The organism is Salinivibrio proteolyticus (assembly GCF_027286365.1).
Taxonomy (GTDB): domain Bacteria; phylum Pseudomonadota; class Gammaproteobacteria; order Enterobacterales; family Vibrionaceae; genus Salinivibrio; species Salinivibrio proteolyticus.
The window spans coordinates 1,004,029-1,030,067 of record NZ_CP114584.1; the positions used below are offsets into that span (position 1 = coordinate 1,004,029).

25 protein-coding genes are annotated in these 26,039 nt (G+C 49.3%); 15 read left to right on the plus strand and 10 right to left on the minus strand.

Going from position 1 to position 26,039, the window contains the following annotated elements; all coding sequences use genetic code 11:
- The first annotated feature begins 35 nt into the window (after nt 1-35).
- Nucleotides 36-878 (plus strand): choline ABC transporter permease subunit, encoded by an 843-nt coding sequence (gene choW / locus N7E60_RS04870; protein ID WP_069588035.1) that lies wholly within the window; start codon nt 36-38, stop codon nt 876-878.
- Between the two features lie 10 nt (nt 879-888).
- A complete protein-coding gene (gene choV / locus N7E60_RS04875; RefSeq protein WP_069588036.1) occupies nt 889-2,091 on the plus strand; it encodes a choline ABC transporter ATP-binding protein in 1,203 nt (400 codons plus the stop codon).
- A gap of 127 nt (nt 2,092-2,218) precedes the next feature.
- Here choV and N7E60_RS04880 read toward each other — a convergent pair whose 3' ends face one another.
- Nucleotides 2,219-2,713 carry a fasciclin domain-containing protein gene (locus tag N7E60_RS04880; RefSeq protein WP_084781576.1) on the minus strand — a complete coding sequence of 165 codons (495 nt, stop codon included), beginning with the start codon at nt 2,711-2,713 and terminating at the stop codon, nt 2,219-2,221.
- Between the two features lie 370 nt (nt 2,714-3,083).
- Here N7E60_RS04880 and N7E60_RS04885 point away from each other — a divergent pair, with 370 nt between their 5' ends.
- On the plus strand, nt 3,084-3,389 hold the full coding sequence (locus N7E60_RS04885) for a hypothetical protein (RefSeq protein ID WP_069591330.1): 306 nt from the start codon (nt 3,084-3,086) through the stop codon (nt 3,387-3,389).
- Between the two features lie 67 nt (nt 3,390-3,456).
- Here the strand turns inward: N7E60_RS04885 and yjjG are convergent, their stop codons facing one another.
- A complete protein-coding gene (yjjG, locus tag N7E60_RS04890; RefSeq protein WP_269598270.1) occupies nt 3,457-4,140 on the minus strand; it encodes a pyrimidine 5'-nucleotidase in 684 nt (227 codons plus the stop codon).
- Between the two features lie 143 nt (nt 4,141-4,283).
- Entirely contained in the window at nt 4,284-5,507 is a 1,224-nt protein-coding gene (locus N7E60_RS04895) for a NupC/NupG family nucleoside CNT transporter (RefSeq protein WP_269598271.1), read from the minus strand.
- A 643-nt stretch (nt 5,508-6,150) separates the two neighbouring features.
- On the opposite strand from N7E60_RS04895, the gene N7E60_RS04900 reads away from it, so the two are divergent.
- The 4 genes from N7E60_RS04900 (at nt 6,151) to N7E60_RS04915 (ending at nt 10,912) form a co-directional block, all read left to right on the plus strand.
- A complete protein-coding gene (locus N7E60_RS04900) occupies nt 6,151-7,767 on the plus strand; it encodes a BCCT family transporter (protein ID WP_371414234.1) in 1,617 nt (538 codons plus the stop codon).
- A gap of 177 nt (nt 7,768-7,944) precedes the next feature.
- Entirely contained in the window at nt 7,945-9,822 is a 1,878-nt protein-coding gene (locus N7E60_RS04905) for a DUF294 nucleotidyltransferase-like domain-containing protein (protein WP_269598273.1), read from the plus strand.
- 9 nt (nt 9,823-9,831) lie between these two features.
- Entirely contained in the window at nt 9,832-10,563 is a 732-nt protein-coding gene (locus tag N7E60_RS04910) for a 3'-5' exonuclease (protein ID WP_408642335.1), read from the plus strand.
- A 145-nt stretch (nt 10,564-10,708) separates the two neighbouring features.
- Nucleotides 10,709-10,912, plus strand: coding sequence for a hypothetical protein (locus tag N7E60_RS04915; RefSeq protein WP_069591341.1), 204 nt, complete (start codon nt 10,709-10,711; stop codon nt 10,910-10,912).
- 81 nt (nt 10,913-10,993) lie between these two features.
- Here the strand turns inward: N7E60_RS04915 and N7E60_RS04920 are convergent, their stop codons facing one another.
- The 6 genes from N7E60_RS04920 to dinG form a co-directional block, all read right to left on the minus strand.
- Nucleotides 10,994-12,424 carry an alanine/glycine:cation symporter family protein gene (locus tag N7E60_RS04920; protein WP_077456478.1) on the minus strand — a complete coding sequence of 477 codons (1,431 nt, stop codon included), beginning with the start codon at nt 12,422-12,424 and terminating at the stop codon, nt 10,994-10,996.
- A 577-nt stretch (nt 12,425-13,001) separates the two neighbouring features.
- Nucleotides 13,002-13,187 (minus strand): DUF2496 domain-containing protein, encoded by a 186-nt coding sequence (locus N7E60_RS04925; RefSeq protein WP_269598274.1) that lies wholly within the window; start codon nt 13,185-13,187, stop codon nt 13,002-13,004.
- A gap of 9 nt (nt 13,188-13,196) precedes the next feature.
- A complete protein-coding gene (locus N7E60_RS04930; protein WP_269598275.1) occupies nt 13,197-14,102 on the minus strand; it encodes a histone deacetylase family protein in 906 nt (301 codons plus the stop codon).
- Between the two features lie 83 nt (nt 14,103-14,185).
- Nucleotides 14,186-14,740: a primosomal replication protein gene (locus N7E60_RS04935; protein WP_269598276.1), complete on the minus strand. Its 555-nt coding sequence runs from the start codon at nt 14,738-14,740 to the stop codon at nt 14,186-14,188.
- Between the two features lie 15 nt (nt 14,741-14,755).
- On the minus strand, nt 14,756-15,529 hold the full coding sequence (locus N7E60_RS04940; RefSeq protein ID WP_269598277.1) for a sulfite exporter TauE/SafE family protein: 774 nt from the start codon (nt 15,527-15,529) through the stop codon (nt 14,756-14,758).
- A 15-nt stretch (nt 15,530-15,544) separates the two neighbouring features.
- On the minus strand, nt 15,545-17,617 hold the full coding sequence (gene dinG / locus N7E60_RS04945) for an ATP-dependent DNA helicase DinG (protein ID WP_269598278.1): 2,073 nt from the start codon (nt 17,615-17,617) through the stop codon (nt 15,545-15,547).
- Nucleotides 17,618-18,138: 521 nt separating this feature from the next.
- Between dinG and N7E60_RS04950 the strand changes: the two genes are divergently transcribed.
- Nucleotides 18,139-19,113: a porin gene (locus N7E60_RS04950; protein WP_269598279.1), complete on the plus strand. Its 975-nt coding sequence runs from the start codon at nt 18,139-18,141 to the stop codon at nt 19,111-19,113.
- A gap of 103 nt (nt 19,114-19,216) precedes the next feature.
- Complete coding sequence (locus N7E60_RS04955; RefSeq protein WP_269598280.1) at nt 19,217-19,864, plus strand: YccT family protein; 648 nt, start codon at nt 19,217-19,219, stop codon at nt 19,862-19,864.
- Between the two features lie 114 nt (nt 19,865-19,978).
- Here N7E60_RS04955 and N7E60_RS04960 read toward each other — a convergent pair whose 3' ends face one another.
- Nucleotides 19,979-20,353: a DksA protein gene (locus N7E60_RS04960; protein WP_269598281.1), complete on the minus strand. Its 375-nt coding sequence runs from the start codon at nt 20,351-20,353 to the stop codon at nt 19,979-19,981.
- A 422-nt stretch (nt 20,354-20,775) separates the two neighbouring features.
- Here N7E60_RS04960 and N7E60_RS04965 point away from each other — a divergent pair, with 422 nt between their 5' ends.
- From N7E60_RS04965 to N7E60_RS04990, 6 genes are all read left to right on the plus strand, one after another.
- A complete protein-coding gene (locus tag N7E60_RS04965; protein WP_077640791.1) occupies nt 20,776-21,192 on the plus strand; it encodes a YbaN family protein in 417 nt (138 codons plus the stop codon).
- Between the two features lie 38 nt (nt 21,193-21,230).
- Nucleotides 21,231-21,776 carry an adenine phosphoribosyltransferase gene (gene apt, locus N7E60_RS04970; RefSeq protein ID WP_077456498.1) on the plus strand — a complete coding sequence of 182 codons (546 nt, stop codon included), beginning with the start codon at nt 21,231-21,233 and terminating at the stop codon, nt 21,774-21,776.
- 75 nt (nt 21,777-21,851) lie between these two features.
- Nucleotides 21,852-23,957 (plus strand): DNA polymerase III subunit gamma/tau, encoded by a 2,106-nt coding sequence (dnaX, locus tag N7E60_RS04975; protein WP_269598282.1) that lies wholly within the window; start codon nt 21,852-21,854, stop codon nt 23,955-23,957.
- Nucleotides 23,958-23,981: 24 nt separating this feature from the next.
- On the plus strand, nt 23,982-24,311 hold the full coding sequence (locus tag N7E60_RS04980) for a YbaB/EbfC family nucleoid-associated protein (protein WP_069588674.1): 330 nt from the start codon (nt 23,982-23,984) through the stop codon (nt 24,309-24,311).
- A 3-nt stretch (nt 24,312-24,314) separates the two neighbouring features.
- Nucleotides 24,315-24,923, plus strand: a complete 609-nt coding sequence (gene recR / locus N7E60_RS04985; protein ID WP_069588676.1) for a recombination mediator RecR — start codon at nt 24,315-24,317, stop codon at nt 24,921-24,923.
- Nucleotides 24,924-25,095: 172 nt separating this feature from the next.
- Entirely contained in the window at nt 25,096-25,869 is a 774-nt protein-coding gene (locus N7E60_RS04990) for a GmrSD restriction endonuclease domain-containing protein (protein ID WP_269598283.1), read from the plus strand.
- Nucleotides 25,870-26,039 lie beyond the last annotated feature (170 nt).

The following is a 26,039-nucleotide window of genomic DNA, read 5'->3' on the forward strand; positions in this document are numbered from 1 at the left end:
AGGGCGGTTTAATCGCCGCCCCCTAAGGTTTTATTGTGAATATTATTACAGATAACAAGATCCCACTCGGTCAATGGATGGAAAATGGCGTTGACTGGTTAACCATGAACGCCGCGGGCTTCTTTGATGCCATCTCGATTGGTTTAGATACCAGCATCATGTTTTTGGTCGACATCTTTAAATGGATGCCACCTGCAATGCCTATCATCATGACTGCTGCGTTAGCGTGGTACCTGCAGCGTCGAATTTCCATCGTGATCTTTGTTGTGAGTGCGCTCTTGTTGATCCTCAACCTGGGCTACTGGCAAGAGATGCTGGAAACCTTTGTTCTGGTGTTTGCCGCGACAACGATTTCCGTATTAATTGGCATACCGCTTGGGATAATGGCTGCTCACCGGCCCTTAGCGTATACCATTATGCGTCCACTCTTGGACTTAATGCAGACGGTACCGCCTTTTGTATATTTGATTCCCACGCTGGTTCTTTTCGGCTTAGGGATTGTACCGGGACTGATTTCCACCATCATCTTTGCGATTGCAGCACCGATTCGCTTGACTTATCTCGGCATTACACGTGTGCCAGAGGAGTTGGTGGAAGCTGGCCGTGCATTTGGCGCCAACCGCATGAAGCTTTTGTTTAAAGTGGAATTGCCCGCGGCACTGCCAAGCATTATGACGGGTGTGACGCAATGTATTATGTTGTCACTGTCGATGGTAGTTATCGCCGCACTGGTGGGGGCTGACGGCCTCGGTAAGCCAGTGGTTCGCGCACTAAACACTGTCAACATTTCTCAAGGTTTTGAAGCGGGTCTGGCGATTGTATTGGTAGCCATCATTCTTGACCGCCTGTGTAAAGCACCAAACCAAGGCCATGAATAAGGGGGATACCATGGACGCAATCGCAATTAAAAATCTTGATGTTGTTTTCGGTGACAACGTACAACCCGCACTCGACTTGCTCGACAAAGGCTTAACGCGATCAGAGATCATCGATCAAACTGGTCAAGTCGTGGGTGTGGACAATGTGTCACTTAATGTAAAAGAAGGTGAGATTTGCGTATTGATGGGCCTATCTGGCTCAGGTAAATCGAGCTTATTACGGGCAGTGAATGGCCTTAACCCGATTAGCCGTGGCAGCCTTGAAGTGCGCGATGGTGACCAAATGGTGGATATGGCGAGTGTGGATGCACAAACGCTGCGTCATCTGCGTACCAACCGTGCCTCAATGGTATTCCAAAAATTCGCTCTGATGCCTTGGTTAACCGTGGTGGATAACGTTGCCTTCGGTCTAGAAATGAAAGGCATCAGTAAAAAAGAACGCCGTAAGCAAGCATTAGAAAAACTTGAAATGGTGGGATTGGCGGATTGGGCCTATCAGTATCCACACGAATTGTCTGGCGGTATGCAGCAGCGTGTTGGCTTGGCCCGTGCCTTTGCGATGGACAGTGACATCCTACTGATGGATGAACCGTTTTCCGCATTGGATCCCTTGATCCGTGCTCAGCTACAAGACGAGCTACTGGAGCTGCAGAAAAAACTCAACAAAACGATTTTGTTTGTGAGCCACGATCTGGACGAGGCACTGAAAATTGGTAACAACATTGCCATCATGGAGTCCGGTCAGCTTATTCAGCACGGTAAACCTGAAGACATTGTTCTGCGCCCAGAAACGGACTATGTTCGCGACTTTGTGGCACACACTAATCCGTTGAACGTACTGAAAGGTCGCTCAATGATGAAAGATATCGACACCATGCCGCACGTTGAAAACCGTTGGAAGGTGTGCGATCAGCGTGATATCTGGGTGACAGTAGAGCCTCAGGGTGCATTGTCGGCCATGGCGGGCACACAGCATTTGCGTGTGGCTGAGTGGAAAAAAGACATGGCAGACTTGTCACAAGTAAGCTCGGATACCATTGTAATGGCATCGCCTGATATCGAAATGCGTGACGCGATTGAAATCCGCTATCACACCAACAAACCCGTACTACTGGTAGAAAATGGCAAATTGGTTGGCACGCTTTCCGATCACGATTTCTACCATGCCTTGCTCGGCAAGTATCAGCAGTCGTGCGATAGCCAAGCGGCTTGACTCACGTCAGCGAATAAATCCGAACTAACGACAAAGCCTGCTCATGGAGCAGGCTTTTTTGTCACTGACGATTGACCGCACAGGTCTAATCACTATCTGTACAATCGTAGGCTAAGTAGCTCGGTCGCTAAGGCATGATCACGGTATCAATCACATGAATCACGCCGTTTGATGTCATAATATCGGCTTTGGTTACAGTCGCGTTATCGACTTTAACTTTGCCATAAGAGGTCTTAATCATAATGTCACTGCCTTGTACCGTGGTGGCGGACGACATATCCATCACTTGTTCTGCGGTTACCTTACCCGGTACGACATGATAGGTGAGGATATCGACCAGCTTATCCTTGTTTTCGGGCTTGAGAAGCATGTCGACCGTCCCCTCTGGCAGCTTAGCGAATGCCGCATTCGTGGGCGCAAAGACCGTAAATGGCCCTTCTCCTTTGAGGGTATCCACTAACCCTGCAGCTTTGACAGCGGCCACAAGGGTAGAAAAGTCATCATTTTTTGCAGCTGTGTCCACAATATCGTGGCCGCCTTTGTGGTGCGCAGCCATCGCGCTTCCCATTCCTAGAATCAGGGCGGCAGTCACCGCAAATTTCGTGAAGGTACGTTTTAACATGTTGCTCTCCTTTTCATCGATTGATCATTCCTCACCAAACCATCATCAGCAATGACAGTGAGTGACTGCTCAGGAATGTCGTGGCTCTTGGAAAAACGGGTGAAAGGAGAAAGAAGATCACTTTTGGAGGTAAGGATAGGCACATATCTGTGATCTTCTACGCTTGATTGATCGTGAAATCACGTGCAATTTTTCGAACAAGTCATTCGCATAACTGTGATTGTGAGCACGCTTTTATCGGCGTACATTCTCTCTCGTCCCGCGACGAAAGGTCGTAAAGAAAATCTTCAAATAGAGACATTGTGGTGACAATTGGTCACCGAGATTGGCGTTTAATAACAATCAATCGACAACGAGAGAGGAAACAACCATGAAAAAATTAGCAGCTATTTTTGCACTGACACTCGCATCAACCTCAGTAATGGCGAGCGGTCTTAACCTTGACGTACAACCTGCAGAAGGCGGTGCTTGGGTATCAGTGACTGAACAAGGTCAAGCCGTTAAAGGCGCGAAAGTGACCAGCTCAAAAAGCGTGGACACCAAAGTGACTGACGAATCAGGTCGTGTATTCATTTACAGCCAAGACCAAAACAGTGGTTCAGTGACTTATGTTGCAAATACCGACCAAGGCCAACAAGCAGAAAAAGCCGCTTTTGTTGCTGGTGACCGCAGCTAATTTGCCCCACTAGGCAAAAACATCGTTGGAAAGCAAAAAAGAGAGCATTGGCTCTCTTTTTTTATGATTAGGCGTTGTCAGGCATGAGCCACGCTTGGAGTGCATGCAGTGAGTCCACTTGGTGGGTAGGCGTCACGCCTTCTGGTAGGGGCTTTTTGTCGCGATTCAACCAGCATGTGTCTATGCCTGCGCGCATGCCACCGAGGACATCGGCCATTGGATTATCGCCGACCATGAGGATTTGAGACTTAGGTGGATGGCCCATTTTTGTAAATGCATGCTCGAAGATGCGAGGGTCAGGTTTGGCAAAACCGACTTGCTCGGATACCACGAGAGTAGATATGGCTGGCTTGAACCCTGTTTTTTCCAAGCGCACATCCTGTAACGCGGTAAAGCCATTGGTGATAATACCAATGTGTGCGTGTGGACGAATCGCGTTTAGCAGTGCTTCTGCGCCTGGGAGTGGCTCACAGATTTCGGCCATCGCATCCAAAAAATGCTGGTTTAGCGTTGTCGGAGCCACCTTGAGCCGCTTTCCCCAGTGGGTAAAGCGTTTGGTTTGCAGCGTGTGTGCGTCTATTTCGCCATTTTGGTATTGCACCCACAAAGGTTTGTTTAGCTCTGAATATTCGGCAAAGGCGTGCTGGTCGAAATCGACATCATAGTGTGAAAACATGCGTTGCAGTCCTGCAAACGCATCAAAGTGAAACAGTGTTTCATCTGCATCAAAAAGAACCCAAGGATACCGCATGATGACTACATCTCTTTACGTTAAGTAAATGAAGTGTAACAGATGAAGTCCTTTCTCTTCGAGACTTTTTTGTGCACTCACCATCCTTGGTGAGAAACACTGAACCGTCAGAGTGATGGCAAAACCATCTAGCCTGATTGAGGTTACAAAGTCAGATACAGCCCTGCCAATGTTGCGCTCATCAGATTCGCTAAGGTGGCGGCAAGAATGGCACGCATTCCTAATTTGGCGATATCACCTCGGCGCTCTGGAACAATACCGCCCAGTCCGCCCATCAACATCGCGATCGAAGTGAGGTTGGCAAAGCCGCACAGTGCAAAGGTAACAATGGCTTGGCTATGGGGAGAAAGTGCACCTTTTAGGTTCATAAAATCAGCAAACGCCACAAATTCATTCACCGCAATTTTCTTACCAATCAAGGTACCCGCAGTCATCGCTTCGCCCCAAGGAATGCCGATGAGCCAAGCGACTGGTGCAAACACATAGCCGAATATCCATTCCAGACTTAACTGAGGCATATTGATCATCGGACCAAGTTTGCCCAACCCGCCGTTAATCAGCGCAATCATGCTGATCACGGCCAGCAAGCTAGCCCCGACTGCCATCGCAATTTGTAATCCACTTAGAGCACCTTGTGTGCCTGCATCGATCAAGTTGACAGGCTTATCGTGGTTATCTTGCTCGGCTTGCGCTTGGGTATGGCTGATAGGCGCTTCGGTCTGCGGGACCATAATTTTTGCCATCATTAGACCGGCTGGTGCAGACATGAAGGCGGCAGCGATCAGGTATTTCATTTCAACACCGAGGCCTGCGTATCCAACCATGGTGCCTCCAGCCACGGAGGCTAACCCGCCGACCATGACTGCAAATAATTCTGAGCGCGTCATTGAGGCGAGAAAAGGGCGCACGACAAGAGGGGCTTCTACTGATCCGACAAAGATATTGGCTGTGGCTGACATCGATTCAGTGCGCGAGGTGCCGAGTACGCGTCTTAGTACGCCACCGATCAGGCGAATAATCCAAGCCATGATCCCTAAATGATAAAGCACCGCGATCAGAGCGGAGAAAAAGACGATAGTTGGTAAAACGTTGAAAGCAAAGATAAAGCCAAGTTTAAATTTCGCGAGATCACCAAACAGAAACTCAGCACCAATATCGCCAAAGCTAATAATTGCGGACACGGCTTCTGATGCGTTAGCCAGAATGCGCTGACCAAGCGGGACGGAGATAATAAACCCGGCAAAGGCGATTTGAATAATGAAAGCGCCACCGACGGTACGCCAGTTGATCGCACGACGATTTTCTGAAAATCCAATCGCGATTAGAAAGAGGACGCTAATCCCCAAAAGGCCGATGCCAAATTGCATGATGCTTGCTCCGCAAACGTTAAACTGGGATGGAAAACGATTGCGGCGGTATTGTACTTATTTTTCTCAGTGTGACAAGTGTCACGAATAAATCATATTGTTGCATTATTTTGCATTTTTGTGGCCTGGAGGTTATGTGCTCGTAGGCGAGTCGTGCGAGCTCAGAGCGGCTTCACGATAGGTACTTGAACAGACGCATGCTATTCACGATGTCTTTGTGATCCATCAAAAGTTTTGCTGGTGAACATAGGTATTTTTTGTGAGCACTATCAATGAATTCTTTTTATGATACGGCGTATTTCCGCTAAACCTGAAAGAGGAAAGTGTATGACACAATCCTTTATAGCTCTGAAATAAAGAGTTCAAATGAGTTCTAGGCCGCATGTAGCCTGGGGTTTTAGTGGATATATTGATTAATAGCTGGTTATAAAATCGACATTTGGTTAGTGCCCTAATTAAATTGGTTGCGCATTTATGTTAGGGTAATGAACTGTGTGGATGTTGCGGTTCTTGCTGCTGGTCAACTTTTTTATCCGCGTTTTGCGATGAAAAGGCCAATTGAGCGCACAGGCCACCGACACTCACAGGCTTCCGAACAAACGGACTAAGGAGTTAACTCGTGAGCGATAAAAGCCATGAAGATATGATGAAACCGGACGGGAAAGTTAACCCGATCGATACTGACTACCAGGTCGGTCAGGATAATGTGGCCGTTAAACTTGGCCCGTTTGGTTTTGATATTCACAACCGAGTATTTATGGTCTCGGGGCTGGCCATTATGGCCTTTGTATTTGTCACTTTGGCATTTCAAAACCAAATCGGCCCTGTTTTTGGTGATCTTCGGGGTTGGTTGACCTCGAATCTAGACTGGTTCTTCCTTTCTGCAGGTAATATTTTTGTTATCGCCTGTCTAGTACTGATTGTGTCACCTTTGGGTCGCGTTCGTCTCGGCGGGACAGAAGCTAAGCCGGATTATAGCTATGCGGGCTGGTTTGCGATGTTGTTTGCCGCCGGTATGGGTATTGGTTTGATGTTTTACGGTGTTTCAGAGCCGTTAACACACTTTCAAACCTCATTGGGCGGTACCGCTGTTGATGCAAACGGTATTCGTACCGACTGGGCACCGTTAGGCGCTGCAGCCGGAGATGCTGAAGCAGCTCGACGCCTAGGCATGTCTGCAACGATTTTCCACTGGGGTCTTCACCCTTGGGCTATCTACGCTGTCTTGGCGCTAGGTCTGGCCTTGTTTGCCTATAACAAAGGCTTGCCTTTGACCATGCGTTCAGTCTTTTACCCGCTCTTTGGCGAGCGTGTATGGGGCTGGACCGGCCACGTGATCGATATTCTTGCGATCATCGCGACTCTCTTTGGTCTTGCGACCTCACTGGGCCTTGGTGCCTCACAGGCGTCTGCTGGTCTTCACTATCTGTTTGATACGCCACTGGGTAACACCACAGAGGTGCTGCTTGTCATGGGTATCACCGGTATGGCCATCCTGTCTGTGGTTGCTGGGGTAGATAAAGGGGTGAAACGCCTCTCCGAAGTGAACATGTTGCTCGCACTGCTACTGCTTATCTTTGTGATTGCAGTGGGTCCAACGCTAGCCATTTTGACCGGTTTCTTTGGTAACCTCGCCGCGTACCTTGAAAACTTGCCTGCGCTGTCTATGCCGTTTGCACGTGAAGATGCCAACTTTACGCAAGGCTGGACCTCGTTCTACTGGGCATGGTGGATTTCATGGTCCCCATTTGTAGGTATGTTTATTGCGCGTGTTTCTCGTGGCCGCACAGTGCGTGAGTTCATCACCTGCGTATTGCTGATCCCATCTGCTGCTTGTGTGTTGTGGATGACCGCATTCGGTGGCACCGCGATTGGTCAATTTGTGAACGAAGGTTACACCGCAGTTGTAGACGCTGAACTGTCACTAAAACTGTTTGCAATGTTGGATGATTTGCCGTTGGCATCGATTACTTCATTCATCGGTATCATTCTGGTTATCGTGTTCTTTGTGACCTCGTCTGACTCAGGCTCACTGGTTATCGATACCATCTCTGCAGGCGGTAAAGTGAACGTGCCAGTGCCACAACGTGTTTTCTGGGCGTCTTTCGAGGGCCTAGTTGCGGTGGCGCTTATCCTTGGTGGTGGCTTGGTTGCCCTACAAGCGATGGCGGTTTCAACCGGCTTCCCGTTCACGATTGTACTACTGGTAGCGACTGCTTCCTTGTTCAAAGGGTTAGCATCAGAGCCGCGCGCTAAGTAACTGTACGTGCTAAGTAACTAACAGTTAGCTATGATGAAAAAGGCAGGCCTTCGGGACTGCCTTTTTTATTACCAACAACCTTGATATGTGATGGGTGAGACTAAGCTTTTAGGTTTCATCTATTGTGAATATTCAATCGCATACCCTTGCACTTTCTCGCAACGCTAGGTGAGCATCATGGAAGCTGAACAAGTTGAAATTGCGACATTTCTTTCCCAATACGCCCCTTTTGAATCGATTCCCGAAGAGGTGGTTGCTGAGGTCGCGCAAAGCATCGAAATTAGTTATCACCGAGCGGGCACGACGATTTTTGCCTACGGCGATGAGATTCATGATTTAGCCATGATCCGTAGCGGTGCTGTCGAGCTGTATCGTCGTAATGGCACCTTGTACAACCGTATCGCCGAGGGGGATATCTTCGGTCAGATGGGGCTTTTGATGAACAACCGGGTGCGTATGCCCGCCAAGGCGATCGAAGACACCTTGGTGTACTTCATCCCTGAGGCGACATTTAACCGCTTGTTTGATGAATTTGAACACTTTGCCGATTTTGTCGAGGTCGAAGACCGGACGCGATTACGTCAGGCGGTATCGAGCCATAATGAAGCCAATGATCTGACGACGTCCAAGGTTAAGAAGCTGATTATTCGCGACCCCGTGATGATCGATAGTACCGACTCGGTACAACATGCAGCCCAAGTCATGTCGCAAGAAGAGGCCTCGTCAATTTTAGTGATGGGCGATGAGCCCGATCCCGAAACCGGCTTCAATCCCGTGCTGGGGATCATTACTGATCGTGACTTACGTAATCGCGTGTTAGCAGAAGGCTTGCCTTATGAAACACCGGTACAAGAAATCATGTCGCCCCAGCTGATCACCCTCGATCATAATGCTTACATCTTTGAAGCCATGCTCACCATGCTGCGCTCAAACCTCCACCACGTACCGGTATTACAACATGGCAAACCACTGGGTGTGGTCGCACTATCGGATATTGCACGTTACGAATCGCAAAACAGCTTGTTCCTCGTCGCCAGTATTTTCCGTCAACAATCGGTGGACGATTTAGTGGTGTTGGCGAAACAAGTCAAAGATTGCTTTGTACGCATGGTCAATGAGGACGCGAACTCACACATGATAGGGTCTGCGATGTCTGTGATTGGCCGCAGTTTTAAGCAGCGCCTGTTGGAGTTGGCAGAAGAAGAACTGGGTGAGCCGCCTATCCCGTATTGCTTTTTGGCGATGGGATCGATGGCACGCGATGAGCAGCTGATTGTGACCGATCAAGATAATGCCATTATCTTGGACGATAGCTTCAACCACGACGAGCATAACGCGTATTTTGAGGCACTATCGAAGCGCGTGTCTGATGGGCTCGATGCCTGCGGGTATACCTATTGTACTGGTAATATCATGGCGACTAACCCTGAGTGGCGGAAAACACTGAAAGAGTGGGAACAATGCTTCGCCGATTGGATTGATAATCCGAGCCCACGCTCGTTACTCGACAGCAATATTTTCTTTGATTTAGATGGTGTCTATGGTCGAACTAACTGGGCTGAACAACTCAAAGCCTTCATTGGTCGCCGTGCACGTCGCAATAATCGCTTTTTAGCATCAATGGCACGCAATGCCTTAAATCGCACACCGCCATTGGGCTTTTTCAAAGACTTTGTCATGGAGCAAGATGGGCGACACAATAACTCTATTAACCTCAAACGCCGCGGCACAGCGCCATTAGCCGATCTTATCCGTGTACACGCATTAGCTATCGATTCGCGCTCACAAAACTCGTTTGAGCGCTTAGACGACATTATTGAATCTGGGATCTTGCCCAAAGGCCGAGGGCCAGACCTTCGAGATGCGATGGAGTTTATTTCCATGGTGCGTATTCGTCACCAAGCGCTGGATATCGAAGCGGGACGTGAGCCAGATAACAATGTGGAACCGGAGAATTTATCCGATTTTGAGCGCCGTAACCTCAAAGATGCATTCCAGATTTTAAGTAACGCTCAGAAGTTCTTGAAATTCCGCTACCAGCCGAATCGGTCATAAGGGGAGGGCATGTTGCATTTGGATCTGAAAAAGAAAGCCCCGGCGCAACACGTAGACTGGCAAGCCATGCTGGATACCAAACGTGAGCAGGTGAAACATAAAACGCTACAAGCGTTTTATCAACAAGGCTGGGTAGCACCAGACACGCCTCTTAAGGATGTGCCCTTTGTCGCACTCGACTTTGAAACTACGGGGCTAGACAGTGAAAAGGATGCCATTGTCAGTATTGGTTTGGTGCCTTTTAGCCTTAGTCGCATTCGCTGCCAACAGGCGCAGCACTGGATTGTGAATCCCAATCGTCCGCTGGCAGAGTCTTCGATTGTTATTCATGGGATCACCCATTCAGACATTATGAATGCACCAGACTTTTCTCATGTAATTGAACCACTGCTAAGTGCGCTCGCCGGTGCGATCGTTGTGGTGCATTACCGCCGTATTGAGCGAGAGTTCCTTGACCGTGCCATTAAGCAGCGTTTAGGGGAAGGGATTATTTTTCCGATGGTCGACACCATGGAGCTTGAGGCGCGGAAACACCGTACTGGGAAGCGCAGCTTGATGGACCGTATTATGCGTCGTCCCCTGGCGTCGATTCGGTTAGCCGATAGCCGTACTCGGTATCAGTTGCCTTTTTATCAAAGTCATCACGCCTTGACCGATGCCATCGCCACGGCAGAGTTGTTGCAAGCACAAGTGGCCCACGACTTTTCCCCTGACACACCGATTAGCGACGTATGGAGCTAAGGTCTAGACGGCTATCGCTTTGTTATTGAGCCGTAGACGCGGATGGTTCGTAAACCTGTTTATAGGTGATAGCACGTCGCGTGCTGGTTTTCAGTGCAAGAATAATGTGCTACAACACCAGCGATTGATAATCAGAGGAAAGCACATGACATTTATCCATGCAGTAGAAGGGCTCGTGTTTGGCCTTGGGGTGTTGTTGTTGTCATCAGGCATTGGCTTTGCTTACTGGGGACTCACGTTAAAGCCTGAAGAGGCGGAAGACATGACGGCACGTAAAATTGAGTTGGGCTTTTATGCTGGTGCGTGCATTGTGTTTGCGCTGTTAATTGCCTATTGGCTCACTTGGTGATGATCCGCGCTTACTTTAACGATAAAAAAACCACCGCTTGAGCGGTGGTTTTTGTAGGTTGATACCGACAGATTGGTGTCGTTACCACACGTCTTTATCGATTTGCTTGTCCAGTTTCGGGAACTTAGTACGATCAAACGTTGGCTTCTTACCCGCTCGGCGTTGGTCTTCATAATCTTTCATCAACGCAAACGCAATGCCAGATAGTAGCGCAATCGCCACTAAGTTGATCACCGCCATCATACCCATCGATAAGTCAGCAAAACTCCAGATCAACGGCAAGTCAGTAATTGACCCCACCAATACCATAGAGAGAACCGCGATACGGTACAAAGTGATGGCTTTACGGCACTTGAAGATATACTCGATGTTAGATTCACCATACGAGTAGTTCGCAATGATAGACGTAAAAGCGAACAACAAAATTGCAATGGCAATAAAGCCTGCACCCCAGTCACCCACTTGGCTCACCAACGCTTCTTGAGTCAGTGCAATGCCGGTAAGACCACTCTCTGGGTCGAGCATGCCAGACATCAAGATAATCGAGGCGGTTGCAGTACAGATCACAATGGTGTCGACAAACACCCCCAGCATTTGTACATAGCCTTGTGCAGCAGGGTGGTTAGGCTTGGTGGTGGCTGTTGCTGCGGCATTGGGTGCGGAACCCATACCGGCTTCGTTCGAGAACAGGCCGCGTTTGATACCTTGCATCATTGCTTGGGCAATGGCATAACCCATCGCACCGCCGGCAGCTTGTTCAACGCCAAGCGCACTCTTAACAATCATCGAGATAACGGCAGGAAGCTGCTCGATATTCATCGCAACGACAAACAGTGCCACGGCAAGATACGCAAGTGCCATGAACGGAACGATAAGCTCCGCTACACGCGCCACTGAGCGCATACCACCAAAAATGACCGGTGCGGTGACCAGTGTAATTGCGATCCCGACTGCGAGTTCATTGACTCCAAATGCCGTATTCATTGCAGCGGCAATTGAGTTGGATTGTACCCCGTTAAAGGCCAGGCCGAATGCAATAATCAGACACACGGCGAAGGCGATACCGAGCCAGCGCTGACCAAGACCTTTTTCAATGTAATACGCCGGACCACCACGATAGCTGTTGTCTTTGTGGTTGACTTTATAAGCTTGCGCGAGGGTGGACTCGACAAAGCTGGTGGCCATACCGACCAATGCGGTTAACCACATCCAGAAGATAGCGCCAGGGCCACCTAAGTAAATCGCCACAGCGACACCGGCCATGTTTCCGGTACCCACGCGTGCTGCCAAGCTGGTGCTAAATGCTTGGAAAGAGGAAATGCCGCCTGAGGCGCCATCGCGGCTATTGGCCATGAGTTTGAACATGTGACCAAAGTTACGGAATTGAATAAAGCCGGAACGTACAGTGAAGTACAGACCTAGACCAATCAATAAGTAAATCAGTACGCTTCCCCAAAGGAGGCTGTTACCTGTATCGATTATGGACACAAATAGGTTTTCTAGTAGTTCCATCATAAAACTCTGTTTTTCGTCTGTTGGGAGACGCCTTGAGCTTGAAAAGTCGAGTGTTTGCAAAGGTGACGACAAGCGTCAAGGCCGACAACCACTGTCCATGTGACTTAACTGCAGTCCATGCAGGCGAACAGCTGGTCCCCATCTTGAGGGGCGGTTAGGTTGGTGGCCTAACGTGGAACCAGCGTGGTGTGCAACAGCATTTTGAATCCATGCTCGACTGTTGCCAGAGTGCTCTCACGTTAGTTATGCACCTTGATTGAATGAGTAGGTACACAACGCGAAGCGCACCGGATAATACCGATATTTGTGAGACAAAACACTATGAGAAGGGCAGTTTGATTAAAAATTAACCTGCTCGGTATGTTGATTTTGGTGATATTGACTGTAAATAAAATGTAATGCTTTTCATGCTAATTACTTGAACTTACGCGATTTAGTAAAACGCTGTGTTGCATAATTTTTCGTTAAAAGCGACTAAAGACGGACTATGTCAGCGCGCGTAAAATTGTGATCAAAAACACGTGGGTTTGATGAAAATGTCGCCACACGAATGAAGCGAGCAAGCTATGTCTGCCTAGCTTTGTGTTGACGCGCTGCCTTTTTTATTGAGCAAGTCTGCTTTAACCATGTCAAGCGCTGACAGCGCAACGTCGATGTCAATTTGATGACTTTCGAGCAAATAAATCAGGTCAACGGCGAGCTTAACGTCATCGGGAGCGTTCTCAAGGCCGTTCGGGATGTTGGATGCTTCTTTGTTCATGAGGGCTCCTTATTGCTTTTCGGTCACGTGTAACGCGGCACGGATCAATTGTTCATGAAGTGGGACGAGGGTGTCGTGATTATCGTGATAACCGCCACCAATGACTGCCGCGACAGGAATTTGGTTGTGCTTGCAGCACGAGAGTACGCCCAGATCGCGCTGATAGATGCCGTTTGTTGACACATCGAGATAGCCGAGCGCATCGTCCCGATGAATGTCGACCCCGGCGTCATAAATGACCATGTCAGGACGATACTGCGCGATGGCGAGTTCGAGCAAGGGCAAAAATGCGCCGAGGTAGTCATCATCACCGGTGCCTTTAGGTAGCGGTAAATCGATTGTCGACGGTGGTTTACGGGAGGGGAAATTCTTCTCACAATGAACTGAAAAGGTGATGATATCAGGGTGATCTGCCGCTAACGCAGCTGTTCCATCGCCATGGTGTACGTCACAATCAACAATTAACACCCTATCTATACCACGGTGAGACAATGCGTGGCGTGCCGCAATCATTAAGTCATTAAATAAGCAGAAACCACTGCCAAAATCGTAGTGAGCGTGATGGTAGCCACCGGTTAGATGAATGGCAAGCCCGGTCTCAAGCGCGTGGTCAACGGTCAACGTAGTGCCGCCTAACGAGGTGAGACTGCGCGTGATTAAGGCCTCACTCCATGGAAAGCCGATCCGACGCATTTTGGCCAGCGGTAGCTCGCCTTTGATTAAGTGATTGATATAGCCGTGGTCATGCACGGGTTCTATCACCCGACGGTCTGCCGCTGTCGGTTGGTCGAACGTGACTGGCAAGTTGCATGCGCTGAGACGCTCGTATAGAAGGCGGTACTTCTGAAGGGGATACCTATGACCTTCAGGGAGCGGGAAGTCAGAATAAATAGGATGGTAAATCAGAGGTAACACCCTAAGCTCCTTTGTGCTGATTTGCGCGTATTGGCTAATGCCGTAACAGATTTACTATGATGTTGGATTTACCCGGTGCGCCCCTAGGTCTTGCGCTCACGATAACTGATGGTACTTTCAATACGCTCGCGAGCTTGGCGGCAACGGGCTAAGCGTTGCTCTAGGGCTAAAACTTGCTTCTGGTAGTCTTGGCGGACTGCCGGAGTGCTTGCTGCATCGACGCTGGCATTCGCATCTCTGAGCTTGTCTTCCAAGCGTCGTTCCCAATCTTGGTGTTTCGCGAGCTCTTGGTAAAGTTCACCTATGGATTGGCGTCGACGTCCACGGGTCGCTTGTTCTTGTTTACGTAATGGTAGCGTCGCCAGCTCACGTTGCAGTGCACTGATTTGTGCCAATAAGGTTTCACAAATGTGTGTCGCTCTTGCTTCGGTCAATAGCCCTTGCTCGTCGTCGCGTCGCATCACATTAAGCAGCCCTTGCGCTTCGTTTACACAAGGGGTAAGCAGCTTGCCTTTGCACTGAAAAAGCTGAATGGCGAACAAAGGCGCGTTTGCTTCTCCGCGACGTCTATCAACCTCAGCAGCACGCTTGGCCAGTTGGTCGAGTAACTGATGCATTGTTTCGAGCTGGGCTTTCATGATGATTAAATTACCTTAAAACCATGCGTCTAATGCAAGCTTACCCGCGAGCACGACCACGGCCGTGACAAAAATCGGACGGATAAATCGGCTACCAAAGCGAATGGCAGAATGGGCCCCAATAAAAGCGCCTAACATTAAGCAGACACCCATGATCAGTCCGAGTGCCCAGTTAACATGCCCGAGCAGTGCAAAGGCAACCAAGGAAGTGAAATTACTGGTAAAATTCATTGCCTTGGCAAGTCCCGATGACAGCAAAATGTTCATGCGATACATCGACATGGTCGAGACTGTCCAAAACGCGCCCGTTCCAGGTCCTGCCACCCCATCGTAAAAGCCCAGTGAGAGGCCTTGCCCCCATTGCTTAATGGGGAGCTTCGGGCAGGGCGTGGGCAATTTATGGTTATCGACCTTGGGCTGAGGGTGCCATACCGTATAAACCGCAGCGATCAGCACCACCAAAGGAATCGCCTTTTCAAGCCACTCGGTGCTCAATACGTCGACCAACAAAGTGCCTAACGTGGCACCGATTAAGGTCCCCCAAAAGGCATGCTGCCAGAACCGAGGCGAAAAAAGCCGCTTCTTGTAATAGGTAAAGGCCGCGGTGCTTGACGCAAAAGTGGCGGCAAGTTTATTGGTTCCTAAGGCAATATGTGGCGGCAAGCCTAAGGAAAGCAAGGCGGGGACAGTGAGCATTCCACCACCGCCAGCTACCGCATCAATAAAGCCGGCGACAAACGCCGTAAGCCCTAAAATAATTAGGGTAGAGAGGTCAATCAGTTCAAGCATGTGAATTCTTTCTAGTTATTGTTCGACGACGCGCTTAAAGGGTGGTAGCGAGTCGAGTAATGATTGGCCATATCTGCGGGTGATAATACGCCGGTCAAGAAGCACCACTCTACCAGAGTCTTCCTCTTTGCGCAGTAAACGCCCGACCGATTGCACTAGCTTTTTACTTGCCTCGGGAACCGAAATTTGCAAAAACGGATTGCCACCACATTTTTCAATGTATTCGGCGTGGGCCTCTTCCACCGGTGAGGTGGGCACAGCAAAGGGAATTTTGGTAATAATCAAGTTTGTCAGTAGGTTGCCGGGTAAATCTAGCCCTTCAGAAAAACTGCCGGTCCCAAAAACAATACTGGTTTTCCCGGCGGCAACCGCCTTTTTGTGTTGTTCTAACAGTGCACCGCGTGACAGGGTGCCTTGGCAGAGCAGTTGCCATTGATGACGGCGACAGTGCGGCTCCAAGGTTTTAGCCACTTGATGCATTTGCCAATAGGAGGCGAATAGCACCAGTGATGCGGTTTCGCCTTCCAAATACTCAAGCACTTTGTCGCCAAGCACATCGGTAAACTGTTTTGCTTGTGGCTCACAGGGCATCGCAGGCACTATCAGTCTTGCTTGATTGGCATAGTCAAAGGGGGAGGGTAACGCCAAATAGCGCGTGCCATCGTTTTCGCTTAGACCGACTTGGCGACAAAAATAGCTAAACTGATTGAGTGCGCGCAATGTGGCAGAAAACAGTCCGACACCGGCTGCCCGTGACCACAGCATTTGATCAAGACGCCAGCCGACTTCTAACGGCGAGACGTGGACCCAGCGGTCATCTTCGCGCTCTTGGCAACGCTGTACCCAGCGCGCGAGAGGTGCACCTTTGTTTGCGTTGGGTTGTGCCATCAGTGACCAGACTTTTTCTAGGTTCTCAAGCCGTTGTAAGAAAAAGGCACTTTCCGCAAGCGCAGGGTCGGCGAGCTTGGCCGATATGTCATTTTCTTTCAGTCGCTCGTTGATCAAATCGTGAATTTTCGCCAAGCTCTGGTTGGCTTTTTTACTCGCCTGCTTCAATTGCTGGCAGGGTTCTACCAAGGCGTCAGGCAGTTCGCCATCAACAAAACGGTAGCAGCCATCCTCATTGAGGGGTAAACCACTAATAATTTGGTTGGTGTCGCGTAAAGTGGGGATCAGCAGTTGGATCGCGTCTAATAAGCTATCCACGAAGCGGTTTGCGCGCTTCATATCCGCGGTATTACCGAGCTTAACCGTGGCTTGGTTGAGCTTTTCCAGCCATCCAGTCGCCCCGAGTAAACTGGCATTGGCGGCAGAAAAGTCGCGTGCGACCGTCGGCAAATGGTGGGCTTCATCAATCATATAAAGACATTGCTCTGGCTCGGGCAAGATCACCCCGCCACCTAGCTCGAGATCGGCCAGTAACAGACTGTGATTGACGACCACAACATCCGCTTTGTCCATCGCCTCGCGCGCTTTGGCGAAGGGGCACTGACGATGAGCGTGCAACCCAGCGTGGCAAGTATGTTTGTCCGATGCAATGGCTTGCCAGAGGTGATCGGCAATCGGCTTGGGCCAACTGTCGCGGTCGCCATCCCATTTTCCACGGCTAAATGCCGAGTACATGTCATTGAGTAGTCGTTGTTCGTTTTGCTTGGGCTTTTGGGTGAATAGTGCGCCTTGAATGCTGTCAGTATCAGCCACTGCACTCAATTTGTGTGCACAGCAATATCGTTGGCGCCCTTTTGCCAGAATAAAGTCAAACGGTTTTGGGCAGATACGACGGAAAAATGGAATATCTTTGTTGGCCAACTGCTCTTGTAAGGCCACAGTTGCGGTCGAGATCACTACTTTTTTATTGTTGTTTAGCGCAAAGGGGATGGCCCCCATGAGATAGGCCATCGATTTGCCCACACCCGTACCCGCCTCCGCCACAAATAGCCGGCGCTTGTTGTCGTAATCGCCTGCTAGCGTTTTTGCAAGCTCTGCCACGAGATAGTTTTGTACCTTTCTAGGGACAAAATGGGGAAGTTGCGCTTGTAGGGTTTGATAGCAGGCGCGGATGTCTGATTTTACGGCAGGGCTGAGCATCAATATGTCCGGCTTAAGGGAGAGTGGCGAGCAGTATAGCACGACTCAAAAACGTGAAAACGATCCCGAACTGCAAGATTTCTTTACATTAATGAGATCCCAATCACGAATTTATATTGAACCAATTTGCTCTATCTTGCTGATCTGTCTTGTGATTAGAAATACACCTTATTTAAGTGATTGATTGGTTATATATTCTGAATTTCATGGTTATAAGTTGATTTATCGATATATTAATCTGTTTTGTTGTGTTGTTAACTTTCATCAAATTTGCTGGTTTTGTAACCGTAAACTGTGATCTTAATTCAGGTGGGGTGGCTAACTGTTTGTTTTTTATGTTTTGTGGGTTATGATTTGCGCGGTTTCGGGCCAGTTGACAGAATCCAGAATGTTCTGCACGATTAGCCACGAAGTTTCAGTGGTCTGGCATTTTGTTCTTTGCAGCATTATGACAGCCACCATATAACAGAGTTCCATAAAGGAACTCATAATGACTAAATAGAAAAGGCAGTGGATTAACCATGAAAAAGACTATTCTAGCAATGGCAGTTCCAGCTCTGCTGGCTGCTGGCTCAGCATCTGCAAGCATCAACCTATATGACGCAGACGGCGTTAAAGTAGACGCGTCTGGTGCAGCAGAAGTTCAATACTTCCAAGCTATCGGTGAGAACCAAGACGGCAAATGGCGTCTAGATGACGGTGACTTCGCGGTTAACACTGAAGTTGCAGTTTCTGACGACCTAGCAGCTATCGGTCACTTCGCATTTAAATTCGAAGACAGCACCACCAAAAATGACGAGCTGTACGTTGGTTTTAAAGGCAGCAACTGGGGTACTATCACCTTCGGTCGTCAACTGCTGATCAACGATGACATGGGTATCACCAAAGATTACGAGCTTGCATCTGCGAACAACAGCACTGTTCAAACTGAAGGTGATCAAGTAGCTAAGTACGTTTACGATAACGGCACTTTCTACGCGGGTTTCTCTACCCTGCAAAACAGCGATGGTAAAGAAGGCGACTCTGCATCAGAATACAAAATCTACGACGGTCGTCTAGGCTACCGCGTAGCTGACATCGATATGCGTGTATACTACTACTACGCTGATAACGCTGCAGTGAAAACCGATAAAGATGATCCATACTTCCAGTATGATTCAAAGGCTGACGTAGAAAACTATAACTTCGAAATCGAATATAAAGGTATCGAAAACGTAGGTCTTGCCGCCTCTTACGGTGTTAACACTGTAGATACTGGCTCTAAGAAAACTGACACTGACTACTTCTCAGTTGCCGCTGACTACACCATGGGTAAAACCACCTTTGCTGTTGGTGTTGACAACCAAGATAATGACAGCGTCAAAGACGTAACTGGTTATTATGCGAACGTGACTTATGCACTGCACAGCAATGCAAAAGTCTACGCTGAAGTTGGTGACAACGACGGTGACAAGCAAGACTGGGGCTACGTTGCAGGTATGGAAGTTAAGTTCTAATCGAGCTTAACGATACCGCTACAGTATGTAGTACTCGTTTTAAAAAGCCGCCTTCGGGCGGCTTTTTTATTCATGGTTTTGGCGAATCAGTGAGAAAAGAATAATGAAGCAGTTGAAATGGGCTGGACTAGCGTTGGGTGTCACCCTGTTGTCAGGTGTCGCTCAGGCCGCAATGATTACCTCAGCACGGGGTGTTGAGTTTTTGGTGATTGATGGCACCGAAGTGAAATTTGACAGCTGGGCGCCTCAGCAAAGTGTTGAACTAAGCGATGGCAAACACCAGTTAGTGATGCGCTATGAAGGGGAAGTGAAGCGCGGCAGCAAAGATGTTGTTTTTACCTCTCGCCCTTATGTGTTTGATTTTAATGTCGATGGACGTGATGCCACCATTGATATTGATACCCGCCTTTCGGCACAAAGCCAAGCGTCGAGCTATTTTGCTTCAGGCCCACAATGGCAAGCGGAGTTCGAGAGTGGCGAGGTGATGCCGTTGAACGCGACGGAGCTTAAAGGTGACGGTTTTGCTGCTTACGCAGATATGGAAGCGTTAGTGGCAGACTATAACCGCGCCAATGGTATTATTTTCGACCGAGGTGAAAGCAAAAACCTCAATGATGTTTTGGTCGAAGTGGATGAGGAAGGCAAAGCATCCATCAAGGGCGATGCGCTCTCACAACTTAAACTTTGGTATACCAAAGCTAGCGATCAAGAACGCAAGTCTTTCCGCCGCTGGATTATTGACCAAGAATAATGTGGCTTCGTTTGACTCAAACGCAAAAAAACGCCCAGCCAAAGCTGGGCGTTCGTCGCTTAAACAGCGAGAGACAGGCTACAAGCGAAAGTAGACCGACACAGCATCACCGATTTAGTGAGGGTCCGTCGCAACACGACGCTGCGCGGGATCGTGATGGTAATAATTTGATGTACGACATTGAGGACAACGTTGCTCTGCCGCATCTTGCATCAAATCACTGAGCGGTATTTGGCTCTCACAATCGGCGCACAGGCCGTAGATTTCCAAATCCATGGCACACAAAGAGGCGTCCACTTTCTCCAAACGATCGCCTAGGCAACGAATCGCGCCTGGCAGGCTTTGACTTTCTTTAATTAAGTCAGTCACATTGAGATTATCGCATTCCCTTTCCCAATCTTCTCGTAATCGAGTGGTTAAGGTTGCGATCAGCTCCGCTTGCTCGGTTTCGAGCTCACGCCGAAGCTGTGCGAGGGTTTTTGTATCCATGGTCAGTTCGCTTGATTGGCTGAAATGACATTTATCATGGATCACCCACCCCACTTGTTACCCTGATGTAAATCAAGAATAGCGATAAAACCTTACAAAAGGTCCGTTTTTAGCGGTCGAAAGCTGAGCTATAGTAGCACTTCACTGTTGTTAAGTTGTTGTGAGTAGAGATAACAAAATGGAACATGATTTTAAAGAGCCGTATAGTCTGAAGTATTTCATTGGATTTTTACTGGTACTCCTTATTCCCACCTTGCCAGCAAGCCTGACTTGGATTGGTATTGTATTTGGTCGTTAATTATCCTGATAGACCGCGTTCAGCGGTTAAATGCGGTATTGTGCTGTACTGGCCGGGTGAGGGTCACTACACTTGTTAATGTGTTTCATTTCACTGTCAGGCCAGAACTTTGCGAGACCACAGCATGCAACACTCACTGCCATCTTCTTCTCCCCGTTGGCGCTGGCTTTGGAATAGCCTTGGTTGGCTGTGGGTCGGTTTAGGCACGGCGGGTATTTTTTTGCCGGTATTACCGACGACGCCATTTTTACTACTCGCGAGTGGCTGCTTTATGCGTGGTTCGCCTCGTATTGCTAACTGGCTGCATGCACATCCTACCTTTGGGCCTATCTTGACTGATTGGTATCAAAAACGCGCCATTAGCCGTAAGGTGAAAATACGGGCCACCGTGATGATACTGGCCAGTTTCACTTTTTCTATTTATATCGTCAGCTTTGTTTGGCTAAAAGTCATGCTGCTAATTTGCTTAATTGTGCTGTTATGCTGGTTTCTCCGTCTGCCCGAGACAGAATCTGTTGCCGCCTCGGCTGAAAATTCATAACATTGCGGTTTGCGTTTTTTTACCGGCGAGTATTGGCCATGAGCAACGACAGCTTGAATGTCATTAAACAAAGCATCAAAACCATTCCTGATTACCCAAAGCCCGGGATCCTTTTTCGTGACGTAACCAGCTTGATGGAAGATCCAATCGCCTATCAGGCAACCATAGATACACTCGCGAACCAGTATCGTGACATGGGTTTCACCAAAATCATCGGTACCGAATCGCGCGGTTTTTTATTTGGCGCTCCACTGGCACTGGCGATGAAATTGCCGTTCGTCCCGGTACGAAAACCCGGTAAGCTACCCCGTGAAGTTATTAGTGAAAGCTACCAACTTGAATATGGCGAAGACACGCTAGAAATTCATCGTGACGCGATTAGCAGCGGTGATAACGTGCTTGTCATTGATGACTTACTGGCGACCGGTGGTACCATTGAGGCGACAGTAAAACTTGTGCGTCGTCTGGGCGGTGAGGTGAAGCATGCGGGCTTTGTCATCAGCCTACCCGATATTGGTGGTGAGGATAAACTTGCCCAAATGGGTGTTAACGTATTCAGCCTGTGCCAATTTGACGGTCACTAGTCTCTCCATACTGGGGCGCTTTGCGCCCTTGTTACGCTCCGCCTCATTGGATATTCAAATAGGAAGCCGAGAAACATGAGTTATCAAGTACTCGCACGTAAATGGCGGCCACACAGCTTTGATACCGTGGCAGGGCAGCAACATGTACTGACTGCGCTTGCCAACGCACTTGACCACGACCGTTTGCATCATGCTTACTTATTTAGCGGCACCCGTGGGGTAGGTAAAACCACCATCGCGCGTATTTTTGCCAAGGGGCTGAATTGCGAGCAAGGCGTCTCTTCATCACCTTGTGGTCAGTGTCAAACGTGCCGAGAGATTGATGAAGGGCGTTATGTCGATTTATTAGAGATCGATGCGGCATCTCGCACCAAGGTTGAAGATACCCGTGAGTTACTGGATAACGTTCAGTACAAGCCCGCGCGTGGTCGCTATAAGGTGTATTTGATTGACGAAGTCCATATGTTGTCTCGTCATAGTTTCAATGCACTGCTCAAAACGCTGGAAGAGCCGCCTGAGTATGTGAAATTCCTATTGGCCACTACGGATCCGCAAAAGCTGCCGGTGACTATCCTGTCACGCTGTTTGCAATTTCACTTAAAGCATTTCGATGCCAGCCAAATTCAAACCCAGTTAGAAACCATCTTGGCGCAAGAGGGCGTAGATGCTGAATCGCGTGCGTTGATGCTACTTTCTCGCGCGGCTGAAGGGAGCATGCGTGATGCACTGAGTTTAACCGACCAAGCGATTGCGCTAGGCAACGGTCAAATTACTACGGCATCGGTTAGCGACATGCTGGGTACACTGAGCACCGATCACGCATTGATGCTGCTTGAGGCGCTGGTTAACCATGATGCGCTGGAGCTGATGAGTGCCTTAGAGCAGATTGCGCACATTGGCGTTGAATGGGACGGTTTACTCAAAGAGCTGGCTGGGCAACTGCATCAAATCGCCTTACTGCAAGCGTTACCTAATACGCATAGCGAGGCGTCACCGGACAAAGCGCGCTTGCATGCACTGGCGACCCGACTATCGCCCCAAGATGTGCAATTGTGCTATCAAATGGCGCTGCAGGGTCGTCAAGATTTACCGTATGCTCCTGATGGACGTGCGGGGCTGGAAATGGTGTTGTTGCGGATGTTGGCATTCCAACCGGTCAAAACTGTCCCCTATGAACCCAAGGCGATTTCTGTGCCGACCCAAGCCCCTCAAACGCAACAGGTTGCGACTCAGAAACCGCACACCGATCCGGCTCAGGCGATTGGGGCGTTAAAAGCGCAGGTGCAGCAAGCAACATCGACGCCAAGGGAGCAGACTGCGCCAGCTCACCAATCAGCGCCACCTCAATCACAACCTAAGCCACAGGCGCAACAGCCAGCGTCGACGCAGCCGGATAGGGCGGAGGGAGCACAGGCTACCCCTCAATCTGCGGCATCCAGTTTGATTCAGGCGCGGAATCAACTTCGTAGTCGTATGAAACGTCAATCGAGTCAGACGGATAACACGCCAAAAAAGACTGAACGGACATCGGCCAAGCAAGATGCGTTGTCAGTGCTGGATCGTATTACTGCGAATACCCAGCCTGCGTCGCCGGTGTCCGACTCATCTTTTGAGCAAGCGCCGGCGGCATTGTCTCATCAAAAAACGGCTGAAACGGCGCCAGTGTCTGACGAGCCTTATCAATGGACGCCGACTCAACCGCAGCCCGAGAAAGAAACAGCCACGCATTTAACGCCAAATGCGCTGAAAAAGGCGCTAGAGCATGAAAAAACACCAGCGATGCGGGATAAGCTTGTCCAAGAAGCGAACGCTGAGGATCACTGGTGTGCGTTGGCAGACAGTTTGGCGGTGCCGCGCTTGGTGAAGCAAATGGCACTGAATGCGTCGATGGTGCGTGAGGGCAATACGGTAGTGTTGACCTTACGTCCTGATCAGGCTCACCTCAATAAAGAAAAAGCACAACAACAGCTCGCACAGGCCTTGTCTCAGGCCCTAAATGCCCCCATAACATTGGAAGTCCATTTAGGCGATAGCGGGCGAACGCCATTAGAGTGGCGAGAACATCTCTATCAACAAAAATTAGCGCAGGCGACACAGAGCTTGCATAATGATCCGAATGTCGGTTTTATTCTTCAGCGTTTTGCTGCGGAACTGGATGAAGACAGCATTCGACCAATTTAGAACACCTAACCAAGAGAGAGAATTATGTTTGGTAAAGGCGGAATGGGTAACCTGATGAAGCAGGCGCAGCAAATGCAAGAGCGCATGCAAAAAGTTCAGGAAGAAATTGCCAATATGGAAGTCACCGGTGAGTCGGGCGCAGGCATGGTAAAAGTCACCATGACGGGTAGCCATAGCGTTCGTCGAGTTGAAATCGATGACAGCCTAATGGAAGACGACAAAGACATGCTGGAAGATCTGATTGCAGCCGCATTCAATGACGCAGCACGTCGTGCCGAAGAGCAGCAAAAAGAGAAAATGGCCGAAGTGACAGGTGGTATGCAGTTACCACCAGGCATGAAAATGCCGTTTTAATCCATGCGTACCAGTCAGTTACTTGAACAACTGATGGACGCGCTGCGCTGCTTACCTGGGGTCGGCCCTAAATCAGCGCAGCGTATGGCCTATCATCTGCTTCAACGCAATCGTCAAGGTGGTATTGAGTTGGCGCAAGCGCTGACTGCAGCGATGACAGAGATTGGTCACTGCAGCCAGTGTCGAACTTTCACTGAAGAAGAGGTTTGTGCGATTTGCGACAATCCTCGACGTCAGCAAACGGGGTTAATTTGTGTGGTTGAAAGCCCTGCGGATATCGCTGCGGTTGAAGCGACCGGACAATATTCTGGGCGTTACTTTGTGCTAATGGGGCATTTGTCGCCATTAGATGGTATTGGTCCTGCCGATATCGGCTTAGACGTGTTGGAAAAACGCCTCACGCATGAGCCCATTGAGGAGCTGATCCTTGCTACAAACCCAACCGTTGAAGGCGAAGCTACGGCGCAATATATTGCCGAGCTGTGTCGAGAACACGATGTGCAAGCCAGTCGTATTGCCCACGGTGTGCCTATGGGTGGAGAGCTTGAGCTGGTGGACGGCACTACACTCTCACACTCGATCATTGGCCGGCAGCGCTTAAGCTATAACTAGCTGAGAAGCATGACGCGCTGTACCATGACGCACTAATTTCTAAGCCTGACTTGGTCAGGCTTTTCTTTTTTCTCCTCCTTGACTAGTAAGTATGCAATCAATCATTTGATTGTTGACAAACTAGTCGTTAAGCGCTGTTGTGTAAGAACTCATTACTAAACGTGCTTAACCTATGAAGCGTTTTCTCTCTTTCTTTCTCGTATACTTCTTTCTCGCAAGCGCATTGGTCAGTAACCTGGCTCAGGCCGAGCCAGTTAAGCGCTCAAAATCGGGCATTTGTCACGACACCAATAGTCCTTATTACACCCGCGTCACGCGATTTACCGCATTCGATTCGCTGTCAGCCTGTCTTGAGGCAGGCGGGCGCTTACCTAAGCGTTCGACGTCTTCTCCAAAAGCGCTTGTCCATCAAGAAACCAACGCGGCGTTGCGCGATGGGCGTCCTTTCTCTGGACCCTATCAGCGAGACCATTGGCCCCATTGGTTGGATGAGGACAAAGATTGCCAAAACACCCGTGCTGAAGTCCTGATTGCTCGGAGCCAAGTGCCTGTGACCTACACACGGGATAATCGCTGCACGGTTGCCACGGGATTATGGGTTGGCGCGTTGACGGGCCAGTCGTTTACCCAAGCCAGTGATGTCGATATTGATCACCTTGTGCCATTGAAGTGGGCCCACGGTCACGGTGGCGAGGTATGGTCTCGGAAGAAAAAAGCCCAATTTGCCAATGACCTCGACAACCTGCTGATCGCCGATGATGCGCTGAATGCACAAAAAGGCGCGAAAGGGCCCGATGAATGGATACCACCGGCCGAGACACTGCGTTGTGACTATGTCTATCGTTTTGATCGTATCGTCGCCCGTTACCAACTCCACTATGTGCCCAGTGAGCGCGAGGCCGTGAACCATTGGCTTGCTGCCTGTGGTTACGGGCCGCGGGGATAGCAAGGCTGGGTGAACTTGTGGCTGCTTTGCTTGATAACGCGAATAGATGACTAAGTGATTTATTTTTGGTCAGTTAAGCCTTGAAAGCGTCGCGAGCGGCCCCTATATCCAAAGAGACTTTATCCAATTCGTCATCAGGTAGTCCGCTTCGGGCTCACTTGGCGTTTAAT